Below are 11,040 nucleotides of genomic sequence, written 5' to 3'. Positions count from 1 at the left end.
AGGCTCAGCGCGAGACCACTTCGGTGGCGGCGAACCAGTACGCCACTTCGATCGCCGCGTTCTCCAGCGAGTCCGAGCCATGGGCGGCGTTGGCGTCGATCGAATCGGCGAAGTCGGCGCGGATGGTGCCCGGCGCAGCGTCCTTCGGATTGGTGGCGCCCAGCAGCTCGCGGTGCGCGGCCACGGCGTTCTCGCCTTCCAGCGCCTGGATCATCACCGGGCCGGAGATCATGAACTCGACCAGCGCGTTGAAGAACGGGCGGTCCTTGTGCACGGCGTAGAAGCCCTCGGCCTCGCGGCGCGACAGCTGCTTGTACTTGGCGGCCACGATCTTCAGGCCGGCCTTCTCGAAGCGGGCATAGATCTCGCCGATGACGTTCTTGGCGACGGCGTCGGGCTTGATGATGGACAGGGTGCGCTCCAGCGCCATGAGAGTTCTCCGAAGTTCGGGGCCAGGGTCGACCCAAGTTGGCTTAAGAAAAAACCCGCGTGGAAACGCGGGCTTGAATTTGATTTCTGCGGCAATTCTAACGGATTGCAATGCCACTTGCATCTGTCCGCAGGCGTCTTTGACGCAGTGCAACATGACATCGGGATCGGGCTCGGCGCAAACTCAAACAAGCGTTTGATTCAGAGCCCCCGTTCGCATGGTCACCGGCACCCAGTTCTCGACCAAGGACCGCATTCTCGGCGCCGCCGAGGAGCTGTTCGCCCTGCATGGCTTCGCCGGCACCTCCCTGCGCCAGGTCACCACCCGGGCCGACGTCAACATCGCCGCGGTCAACTATCACTTCGGCTCCAAGGAGAACCTGGTCAACGAGGTCTTCCGCCGGCGCATGGACGTGATGACCGCCGCACGCCTGGGCCAGCTGGAGCAGGCCCTCAAGCGGCCCGGCGAGCTGGAGCCCATCCTGGCCGCCTTCGTCGAGCCGGCCCTGGCCATGGCCCAGGACGGCCAGGGCGGCGGCGCCTTCGTGCGCGTGATCGCCCGCGCCTACGCCGAGAAGAACGACAACCTGCGCAAGTTCCTCTCCGACCACTACGGCCATGTCCTGCGCGAGTTCGCCAAGGCCATCGCCGCCTGCCTGCCGGGCCTGAGCAAGCAGGAGCTGTACTGGCGCCTGGACTTCCTGGCCGGCGCCCTGACCTATGCCATGGCCGACTTTGGCCTGATCAAGCGTCCCGCCGGCGTCACCGAAGCGGCGCATCGTGAACTGGCCGCCCGTGAACTCATCCGCTTCGCCGAGGCCGGCTTCCGCGCCGGCAGCGTCCAAGCGTAATTTCAATCAAAACAAAGGTTTGTTGAATATGTCTGAGAAACTGCTTGTACGCCGCGCCGCCGTGCTCGGCGCCGGCGTGATGGGCGCGCAGATCGCGGCCCACCTGACCAATGCGGGCGTGGACACGATCCTGTTCGACCTGCCCGCCAAGGAGGGGCCGGCCAGCGGCATCGTGCTCAAGGCCATCGCCAACCTGGGCAAGCTCTCCCCCGCCCCGCTGGCGGCCAAGGGGCTGGCCGAGGCCATCACCCCGGCCAACTACGGTAGCGACCTGGATTTGCTGCGCGGCTGCGACCTGATCATCGAGGCCATCGCCGAGCGCATGGACTGGAAGCAGGACCTCTACGCCAAGATCGCCCCGTACGTGGCCGACCACGCCGTGCTGGCCTCCAACACCTCGGGCCTGGGCATCAACAAGCTGGCCGAGGTGCTGCCCGAGCAGCTGCGCCACCGCTTCTGCGGCGTGCACTTCTTCAACCCGCCGCGCTACATGCATCTGGCCGAGCTGATCCCGGCCAAGGGCACCGACAAGGCGGTGCTCGAGGGCCTGGAGAGCTTCCTGGTCACCACGCTGGGCAAGGGCGTGGTCTATGCCAAGGACACGCCGAACTTCATCGGCAACCGCATCGGCGTGTTCTCGATCCTGTCCACCATCCACCACACCCAGGAATTCGGCCTGGGCTTCGACGAGGTCGATGGCCTGACCGGTCCGCTGGTCGGCCGGCCGAAGTCGGCCACCTACCGCACCTCCGACGTGGTCGGCCTGGACACCATGGCCCATGTCATCAAGACCATGGCCGACACCCTGCCCGACGACCCGTGGCATGCGTTCTTCAAGTCGCCCAAGTGGCTGGAGGCGCTGATCGCCAAGGATGCGCTGGGCCAGAAGACCGGCGCGGGCATCTTCCGCAAGGTCGGCAAGGACATCGTGGTGCTCGATCTGGAGCAATTGAAGAGTCTGGCCAAGGATGGCCAGGCTTCTGCGGAGGGATCCGCAGGTGCCTACCGCACGGCCGACCGTGGCGCCGCGCCGGAAGTGGTCGAGATCCTGAAGATCAAGAACCCGGCCGAGAAGTTCGCCAAGCTGCGCGAGAGCCAGCACCCGCAGGCCCAGTTCCTGTGGGCTACGTTCCGCGACCTGTTCCACTACAGCGCCTACCACCTGGCCGATATCGCCGAGACTGCGCGCGATGTGGACCTGGCCATCCGCTGGGGCTACGGCTGGTCGCTGGGCCCGTTCGAGACCTGGCAGGCCGCCGGCTGGAAGCAGGTGGCGCAGTGGATCGCCGACGACATCGCCGCCGGCAAGAGCATGAGCAGCGCGCCGCTGCCGAACTGGGTGTTCGACGGCCGCGACGGCGTGCACGGTGCGGAAGGCTCCTACAGCCCGGCCAAGGACGCCAAGCTGCCGCGCTCGGCGCTGCCGGTCTACAAGCGCCAGCGCTTCCCCGATCCGGTGCTGGGCGAGCAGTACCCGCGGGGCGAGACGGTGTACGAGAACGACGGCGTGCGCCTGTGGCACGACGGCGACGATGTCGCCGTGGTCAGCTTCAAGACCAAGATGCACACCGTCTCGGACCAGGTGTTGGACGGGCTGCAGGAAGCCGTCGGCCGCGCCGAGCGCGACTTCAAGGGTCTGGTGATCTGGCAGCCCAAGGAGCCCTTCTCCGCCGGTGCCGATCTGGCCGGTGCCCTGGGCGCGCTGCAGGCGGGCAAGATCGCCGAGTTCGAGGCGATGGTCGCCAACTTCCAGGCCACCAGTCAGCGCATCAAGTATTCGCTGGTGCCGGTCGTGGCCGCCGTGCGCGGCCTGGCCCTGGGCGGTGGCTGCGAGTTCCAGATGCACAGCGCCAAGACCGTGGCCGGGCTGGAGAGCTATATCGGCCTGGTCGAGGCCGGCGTGGGCCTGCTGCCCGCCGGCGGCGGCCTGAAGGAACTGGCCGCGCGCGCCTCGGCGGCCGCCGGGCCTGGCGGCGATGTGTTCGCCGAGCTGAAGAAGACCTTCGAGACCATCGCCATGGCCAAGGTCTCCAACTCGGCCGTCAATGCCCAGGAGCTGGGCCTGCTGCGTCCGACCGACAAGATCGTGTTCAACGCCTACGAGTCGCTGTACATCGCCAAGAACGAGGCGGCGGCGCTGGCCGAGTCCGGCTATCGCCCGCCCCTGCCCGCGCGCCGCATCCAGGTCGCCGGCGACGTCGGTATCGCCACCTTCAAGATGATGCTGGTCAACATGCTGGAAGGCCGCTTCATCAGCGAATACGACTGCGAGATCGCCACCCGCATCGCCACCGTGCTGTGCGGCGGCGAGGTGGATCGCGGCGCGGTGGTGGACGAGGACTGGCTGCTCAGGCTGGAGCGTCGCCACTTCGTCGAACTGGCCCAGCAGGAAAAGACCCAGGCGCGGATTGGGCACATGCTCAAGACGGGCAAGCCGCTTAGGAACTGAGATTGGGGATTTGGGATTGGGGATTCGTAAAAGCGAGTCTCCATACCCAACCACTCTCGCCTCCAACAAATTCATCCGCCGGGCAGATGCATTCGGACACCAGGATCCGCTCCAACGAATCCCCACTCCCGAATCTCCAATCCCGGCTCTCGGAGAAAGCCAAATGACCAAGCAGATCCAGGACGCCTACATCGTCGCCGCCACCCGCACGCCGGTCGGCAAGGCGCCCAAGGGCATGTTCCGCAACACCCGTCCCGACGACATGCTCGCCCACGTGCTCAAGGCCGTGGTCGCACAGGCGCCGGGCATCGACCTGGGCCGCATCGACGACGCCATCATCGGCTGCGCCATGCCCGAGGGCGAGCAAGGCATGAACGTGGCGCGCATCGGCGTGCTGCTGGCCGGCCTGCCCAACACCGTGGCCGGCCAGACCATCAACCGCTTCTGCTCCTCCGGCCTGCAGGCCGTGGCGCTGGCGGCCGACCAGATCCGCCTGGGCAATGCCGACCTGATGCTGGCCGGCGGCACCGAGTCGATGTCGATGGTGCCGATGATGGGCAACAAGATCGCCCTGTCGCCGTCGGTGTTCAAGGACGACCACGTCGCCATCGCCTACGGCATGGGCATCACCGCCGAGAAGGTGGCCGAGGAATGGAAGGTCTCGCGCGAGGAGCAGGACGCCTTCGCCCTGGCGTCGCACCAGAAGGCCATCGCCGCGATCCAGGCCGGCGAGTTCGCCTCCGAGATCACCCCGTACGAGATCCACTCCTACCAGCCCAATCTCGTCGACGGCAACACCATCGCCCTGCGCAAGCTGCGGGTGGAACACGACGAAGGCCCGCGCCCGGACAGTTCGCTGGAAGGCTTGGCCAAGCTGCGCCCGGTGTTCCGCAACGGCCAGTTCGGCGGCAGCGTCACGGCCGGCAACTCCTCGCAGATGAGCGACGGCGCCGGTGCGGTGCTGCTGGCCTCCGAGCAGGCGATCAAGGACTACGGGCTGACCCCGCTGGCGCGCTTCGTCAGCTTCTCCGTGGCCGGCGTGCGCCCGGAAGTGATGGGCATCGGCCCGATCGCGGCGATCCCCAAGGCGCTCAAGCAGGCCGGCCTGACCAAGGACCAGCTGGACTGGATCGAGCTCAACGAGGCCTTCGCCGCGCAGTCGCTGGCCGTGATCCGCGACAGCGAGCTCGACCCGTCCAAGGTCAACCCGCTGGGCGGCGCCATCGCCCTGGGCCACCCGCTGGGCGCGACCGGTGCCATCCGCACCGCGACCATCGTCCACGGCCTGCGCCGCCGCCAGCAGAAGTACGGCATGGTGACCATGTGCATCGGCACCGGCATGGGCGCGGCGGGCATCTTCGAAGCGCTTTGAGACTGGCGGAGGTATGCCTCGTCCGACGACACCGCCGTAGGCACTAGTGGCAGCCGTGCAAGGTGAGCACTAGTGATCAGCGGCGGTGATGGGGTTCGGTGTTGTTCGCAGGGAACATTGCGCTGGTGAGATCGTCGGCCCGAGCCCCGCTGGAGGCTTCCGGGTCTGGAAACGAAGAAGGCGGCCCATGGCCGCCTTCTTCTTCATCGGAGCTAGCCCGCGCGTAACGGACTCAGTCCTCGCGCACACCCAGTTCCTTGAGCGCTTCGCGCATCGCCTTGGCCGCCGCTTCGCCGATCTTCTCGCTGTGCAGGGCGTAGCTGATGGTCGCCTCGACCAGGCCGATGTGCGCGCCGCAGTCGAAGCGCGTGCCCTTGAAGCGGTAGGCGTGCACCGGCTTCTGCTGGAGCAGCGTGGCGATCGCATCGGTCAGCTGGATCTCGCCGCCGGCGCCCGGCTTGGTGGCTTCCAGCAGCTTGAAGATGCTGCCATCGAGCACGTAACGGCCGACCACGCCCAGGTTGCTCGGCGCATCGGCCGGCTTGGGCTTCTCCACCATGGCGGTGATCTTGCCGCTGCGGTCGTTGAACGCCTCGGTGGCCACGATGCCGTAGCTATCTGTCTTGTCCGGGGCGACGTCCTGCACCGCGATCTGGCTGGCGCCGGTGGCCTCATGGGCATCGGCCATCTGCTTGAGCGCGCCGGCGCCGCTGCGGTTGACGATGAGATCGTCCGGCAGCATCACCGCGAACGGTTCCTCGCCCACGATCGGCTTGGCGCACAGCACCGCATGGCCCAGGCCCAGCGCCTCGGGCTGGGTGACGAAGATCGCGCGCACGCCGTCGGGCAGCGGCTTGCGCACTTTCTCCAGCAGCTCGTGCTTGCCGGACTGCTCCAGGCGGTGCTCGAGCTCGTAGGCCTTGTCGAAGTAATCGCCAATGGCGTGCTTGTAGCGGTTGGTGACGAAGATCAACGTATCGCAACCGGCCTCGACCGCCTCATCGACGGCGTACTGGATCAACGGCCGGTCGATGATCGGCAGCATCTCCTTCGGCACGGTCTTGGTGGCCGGCAGGAAGCGCGTGCCAAGTCCGGCGACGGGGAAGACTGCCTTGCGAATACGTTGGGTCATCGGTGGTTCCTGGCCTCTCGAGTGGGGAATTGGACGACGGTGTTCATGGCCTCGTGCTCCGGCGCCGGGATGAACTCCGGGATCGCCGCATGCAGCACGCGGCGCATGGTTTCATCATCGTAATCGGCGACAGCTTGACGCAGCTGTTGCAATGCCCGCGTGACAGCCTCGAGCGAGACGTCGCGGGCGCGGGCCTCGAGGATCTTCGAATGCGCGGTCGGCCGGTACAGCTCCTCGGCATGGAACAGCGTCTCGTGCAGCTTCTCGCCGGGGCGCAGGCCGGTATAGGTGATGGCGATGTCGCGCCCTGGCTGCTTGCCCGCCAGGCGGATCATCTGCTCGGCCAGGATGCGGATCGGGATCGGCTCGCCCATGTCCAGCGTGTAGATCGAGGCGTGCGCGGCGCTGGCGGCGGCCTGCACGATCAGCTGGCAGGCCTCGGGGATGGTCATGAAGTAACGGGTGACGTCCGGATGGGTCACCGTTACCGGGCCGCCGGTGCGGATCTGCTCGCGGAACAGCGGCACCACCGAACCGGCCGAGTCCAGCACGTTGCCGAATCGCACCGTGGTGAAACGCGTACCGCCGCCCCGCTCGTCCAGGCTCTGGCAGGTCATCTCGGCCAGGCGCTTGCTGGCGCCCAGCACGTTGGCCGGGTCCACTGCCTTGTCGGTGGAAATGAAGACGAAGGTGCCGACCTTGGCCTCGCGGCAGGCGCGCGCCATGGTCTCGGTCACCAGTACGTTGTTGCGGATCGCCTCGCGCAGCTGGCCTTCGAGCAGCGGCACGTGCTTGTAGGCGGCTGCGTGGAAGACCGCGTCGGGCTGGACGATGGCCAGCGCGCGGCGGATGGCCGCCGGATCGCCGCAGTTGCCCAGGAACGGGATCACTTCCAGATCGGGGAAGGCCTTGGTCAGCGCCTGGTGCGAGCGGATCAGCGCCCATTCGCTGATTTCCATCAGCGCGATGCGGGCGGCACCGTGGCGGGCGCACTGCCGGCACAGTTCCGAGCCGATCGAACCACCGGCGCCGGTCACCAGCACCGTGCGGCCACCCAGCCAGCCGCGGATCAGCTTCCAGTCCGGGGTCACCGGCTTGCGGCCGAGCAGGTCGTCGATCGCGACCTCCTTCAGCTCGCCCGGCATCGAGCGGCCTTCCAGGATGTCGACCAGACGCGGCACCGTGCGGAACGGCAGCCCGGCGTTCTCGCAGATGCCGACCACGCGCTGCATCTGCGAGGCGTCCAGCGAGGGCATCGCGATCACTACCAGGCGCGCGGCGGTTTCGCGCGCGATGTTGGCGGCATCGTCCAACTTGCCCAGCACCGGCACGCCACGCAGCTTGGTGCCCTGCAGCTTCTCGTCGTCGTCCAGCAGACCGACCGGCTCCCAGGCGCCACTACGGCGCAGGTCGCGCAGCAGCGCCTCGGCGGCGCGGCCCGCGCCCAGGATCAGCACGCGCTTAGCGCGCACATCGACCGCGTCGGCGACCTGATGGTCCTTCCAGGCCCGATAGAGCAGCCGCGGCAGGCCGAGCAGGCCGACAAGACCGAACGGGTACAGCAGCAGCGCCGCGCGCGAGACCGCGTCGATGCGGTTGTAGATCACCAGGCAGATGGCGATGGCGAGCAGGCCGATCAGGCCCGCCTTAAAGATGTTGGCCAGGTCAGGGACGCTGGCGAAGCGCCACAGGCCGCGATACAGGCCGACGCGCCAGAACACGATGCCCTGCGCGATCAGGACGATGGCGCTTTCGGTGGACCACCACGGCAGCGGCGGCGCGCCCGGCACCATGGCGTAACGCAGCCAATGCAGTCCGTGCCAGCACAGCCACACCATCAGCAGGTCGTGGCACACGATCGCCACGCGCGGCACGGTGACCGAGAGGCGCGAGCGCCAATTCTTCATGCAGTCCTCATCCCTGGAATTCGGTCCTGGCCTGCAGCCGCACCCAAGTCCATGAGGCGAAGGCAAAGCAAGTTGCTGCGATCACCAGGGCGGACCATCCGTCCCAGTGCCATGACATCACCATCATGATCGTAGCGGTCAGCGTGAAGATGGCACAAGCGGCTGTCACCCTGGTATGCCCCAGACGACGGGCGGTGCGCTGGTAGGCGTGCGTGGTATGCGGCTGCCACCACGGCTCGCGAGACAGTACACGACGTGAAAGGGTGAAACCCGCGTCAACGCTGAACATGGTCAGCGGCAGCAGCGCCAGGATCGGCGATGCAGCCTGCGCGGCTGCGACCGCTGTAAGCGCTGCCAAGGCGTATCCCAAGGCGCCGCTGCCGACATCTCCCAGGAAAATGCGCGCCCGCGGAAAGTTGAACGGGAGAAAACCCAGACAGCCCGCGCACAGCGCCAGCGCCAACAGTGACCACCCAGAAGGCAACACCAGCGCGAACCCGGCCGCGGCGATCGCGGCCTGGCTCGCCGCCAGCCCGTTGATGCCGTCCATGAAATTCCAGATGTTGATCAGGCTGGCGGCCAGGACGAAGCCGGCCACGACCAGCCAAAATGCATACCCCAGCCGCCACAGCGCGATCGCCAGCAGCGCGGCCGCGATCAGGTGGATGGAGAAGCGCAGCCGCGCCGAAAGCGGGCGATGGTCGTCCAGCCAGCCGATGCCTGCGACCAGGGCGAGACCCACCGCGAACAAGACGATGGGCGTGCCCTGCCCGGCGTCCGCGTTCCAGGCCTGCCAGACGCAGCCCAGCAGCACGACCGTCACGATGGCGATCCCGCCGCCGCGTGGGGTGGCGATCTGATGACTGCGCCGCTCGCCCGGCGCATCCATCAGCCCGCGCCGCAGCGCGTAGAGGCGCGTCAACCAGGTCAGGAGCGCGGCAAGCGCGGCCAGACCCACGCCATAGGCCAGTACCGGCATCAGACGACGGCGTAGTTCAGCAGCGGCTTGACCGTGCCCCACTCCTTGCAGCTCGGGCATTGCCAGTGGTGGGTACGCGCGCCGAAGCCGCAGCGCGTGCAGCGATAGCTGGGATTGCGCACCAGCAGCTGGTCGGTGATGTGCTTGAGGTCGTGCAGGGTGGCGTCCGCATCCGTGCCCTCGGACAGGGTCAGGTCGATCAGCGCCGCCTCGCCGCGCACCGAAGGCCGATCCTTCAGCTGGCGCGCCAGGTAGACGCGCGCCTGGTGCAGGCCATCGTGACGCTCGACCAGCCGGGTCAGCGCCAGCACCGGCGCGATGCCGCGGTAGTGCTCGCACATCTCCGACAGAAACGCGCGCGCGCCCGGCACGTCGCCCACCTGCTCGTAGCTGGCCAGCAGCCCAGGCAGGATTTCGGGCAGGTAGTCCGGGTCGTGGCGCGCGGCGCGCTCGAAGGCGCGGATCGCGGCCTCCGGGTGGCCGGCCTCGACCTCAAGACGGCCCTCCAGAATTCCGGCGCGCACGCTCTTGGCGTCGGCCTGATAGGCGCGCGCGACGGCGGCGCGCGCGGCCTCGACATCGTTGGCCGTGCGATAGCGCTCAGCCAGCTCGCACTGGAACATCGCCACCAGCTTGCCCATCGGCTCGCCGGTGACTTCCTCATAGCGCGTGGCGTTGTCGATCGCCTTCTCCCAGTCGCGTTCGGCCTGGTAGATGCTGATCAGGTGACGCAGCGCCTGCGGGGCGCGCTGGTCGATGCGCGCCAGGTCGGTGAATACCGTTTCGGCGCGGTCGAGCAGGCCCGAGCGCATGTAGTCCTCGCCCAGAGCCAGCAGGGCCTGCACGCGCTGCGCGTCGGTCAGGTCGTTGCGCTGGACCAGCCCCTGGTGCAGGCGGATGGCGCGATCGACCTCACCGCGGCGGCGGAACAGGTGACCCAGGGCGACCTGCGTCTCGAAGGTCTCCTTGTCCAGCTCGGCCACATGCAGGAACAGCTCGATGGCCTTGTCGTTCTGCTCGTTGAGCAGATAGTTCAGGCCGCGGAAGTACGTGCTGGACAGGTGGCTGACCTGGGTGACGTTGTGGCGCTGGCCACCACGACGGCCGATCACCCAACCCACCAGTGCCGCCAGCGGCACGAACAGGATGAACCAGAACCACTGGTCGAGGAATTCCATCGGGGGTCAGACTCCCGGACCCGGCGGCACCGCGTCGTTACGCGTGGCAGGGGCGCTGACGCGACCGGCCTTGCGCAGGCGTGCGTACAGCGGCCAGGCCACGGTGGCCAGCACGATCAGCGCGCCGATGCACACGCCGGCCAGCAGTGAGACGATGATGGCCGCGCCCGAGCCGGTGGAGATCTGCGTGACCAGCAGGTTGAGCGTGATGGGCTGGGTATTGAGGATGCCGATGATGAGCCCGATGGCCAGACAGACCAGGGCAATGACCAGGCGAACGATATTCATGGGATCCCTCCAGGAGGCGAATGGCGCCTAGCTTAGCCGAGGCAGCCAGCTGGGGAAGGCTGGGCGTAAGCCCTTGTTGCGGAAGCGACGCTACGGCGCGAGTGGCGCGCTAGTCGCTGCCGATTTCTTCGATCGGGGCCACGGTGCTGACGCGTTCGCGCAGCTCCTTGCCCGGCTTGAAATGCGGGACATGCTTGGCCGGCAGGGCCACGGCGTCGCCGGTCTTGGGGTTGCGCCCCATGCGCGGCGGACGGTAATGCAGCGAAAAACTGCCGAAGCCACGGATCTCGATACGCTCGCCGCGGGTCAGCGCGCTTCCCATCATCTCCAGCAGCGACTTGACCGCCAGGTCGACGTCGTCCGGCTTCAGGTGCGGCTGTCGGCGGGTCAGAATCTCGATCAGTTCGGATTTCGTCATCGGCTGCGGGGTGCGCGTTGGGCATGACCATGGCCGG

General features: G+C 67.5%; 10 protein-coding genes. 3 read left to right on the top strand and 7 right to left on the bottom strand.

Annotated features, from left to right (window positions below; genetic code table 11):
* Positions 1-4: 4 nt before the first annotated feature.
* Positions 5-430, bottom strand: a complete 426-nt coding sequence (gene ndk, locus QE438_RS04735; protein WP_130518656.1) for a nucleoside-diphosphate kinase — start codon at positions 428-430, stop codon at positions 5-7.
* A gap of 217 nt (positions 431-647) precedes the next feature.
* Here ndk and QE438_RS04730 point away from each other — a divergent pair, with 217 nt between their 5' ends.
* The 3 genes from QE438_RS04730 to QE438_RS04720 all read left to right on the top strand — a co-directional run bounded on the left by QE438_RS04730 (position 648) and on the right by QE438_RS04720 (position 5,101).
* Positions 648-1,280, top strand: coding sequence for a TetR family transcriptional regulator (locus tag QE438_RS04730; protein ID WP_130518658.1), 633 nt, complete (start codon positions 648-650; stop codon positions 1,278-1,280).
* Positions 1,281-1,308: 28 nt separating this feature from the next.
* Positions 1,309-3,729, top strand: coding sequence for a 3-hydroxyacyl-CoA dehydrogenase/enoyl-CoA hydratase family protein (locus QE438_RS04725; RefSeq protein WP_306992152.1), 2,421 nt, complete (start codon positions 1,309-1,311; stop codon positions 3,727-3,729).
* Between the two features lie 163 nt (positions 3,730-3,892).
* Entirely contained in the window at positions 3,893-5,101 is a 1,209-nt protein-coding gene (locus tag QE438_RS04720) for an acetyl-CoA C-acyltransferase (protein ID WP_306992154.1), read from the top strand.
* A 232-nt stretch (positions 5,102-5,333) separates the two neighbouring features.
* Here the strand turns inward: QE438_RS04720 and galU are convergent, their stop codons facing one another.
* From galU to QE438_RS04690, 6 genes are all read right to left on the bottom strand, one after another.
* A complete protein-coding gene (galU, locus tag QE438_RS04715; RefSeq protein ID WP_130518664.1) occupies positions 5,334-6,233 on the bottom strand; it encodes a UTP--glucose-1-phosphate uridylyltransferase GalU in 900 nt (299 codons plus the stop codon).
* On the bottom strand, positions 6,230-8,140 hold the full coding sequence (locus QE438_RS04710; RefSeq protein WP_130518666.1) for a nucleoside-diphosphate sugar epimerase/dehydratase: 1,911 nt from the start codon (positions 8,138-8,140) through the stop codon (positions 6,230-6,232). The genes galU and QE438_RS04710 overlap by 4 nt, the downstream gene beginning before the upstream one ends.
* Positions 8,141-8,147: 7 nt before the next feature.
* Positions 8,148-9,119, bottom strand: a complete 972-nt coding sequence (locus QE438_RS04705) for a glycosyltransferase family 4 protein (protein ID WP_306992156.1) — start codon at positions 9,117-9,119, stop codon at positions 8,148-8,150.
* On the bottom strand, positions 9,119-10,297 hold the full coding sequence (gene lapB / locus QE438_RS04700) for a lipopolysaccharide assembly protein LapB (protein WP_130518668.1): 1,179 nt from the start codon (positions 10,295-10,297) through the stop codon (positions 9,119-9,121). Before lapB ends, QE438_RS04705 begins: the two co-directional genes overlap by 1 nt.
* A gap of 6 nt (positions 10,298-10,303) precedes the next feature.
* Positions 10,304-10,585 carry a LapA family protein gene (locus tag QE438_RS04695; RefSeq protein WP_306992158.1) on the bottom strand — a complete coding sequence of 94 codons (282 nt, stop codon included), beginning with the start codon at positions 10,583-10,585 and terminating at the stop codon, positions 10,304-10,306.
* Positions 10,586-10,694: 109 nt separating this feature from the next.
* Positions 10,695-11,003: an integration host factor subunit beta gene (locus tag QE438_RS04690; protein ID WP_130518672.1), complete on the bottom strand. Its 309-nt coding sequence runs from the start codon at positions 11,001-11,003 to the stop codon at positions 10,695-10,697.
* Positions 11,004-11,040: the final 37 nt, after the last annotated feature.

This window comes from Pseudoxanthomonas sp. SORGH_AS_0997, from assembly GCF_031453535.1.
Taxonomy (GTDB): Bacteria; Pseudomonadota; Gammaproteobacteria; order Xanthomonadales; family Xanthomonadaceae; genus Pseudoxanthomonas_A; species Pseudoxanthomonas_A winnipegensis.
This window is presented reverse-complemented; position numbering and strand designations above follow the sequence as displayed.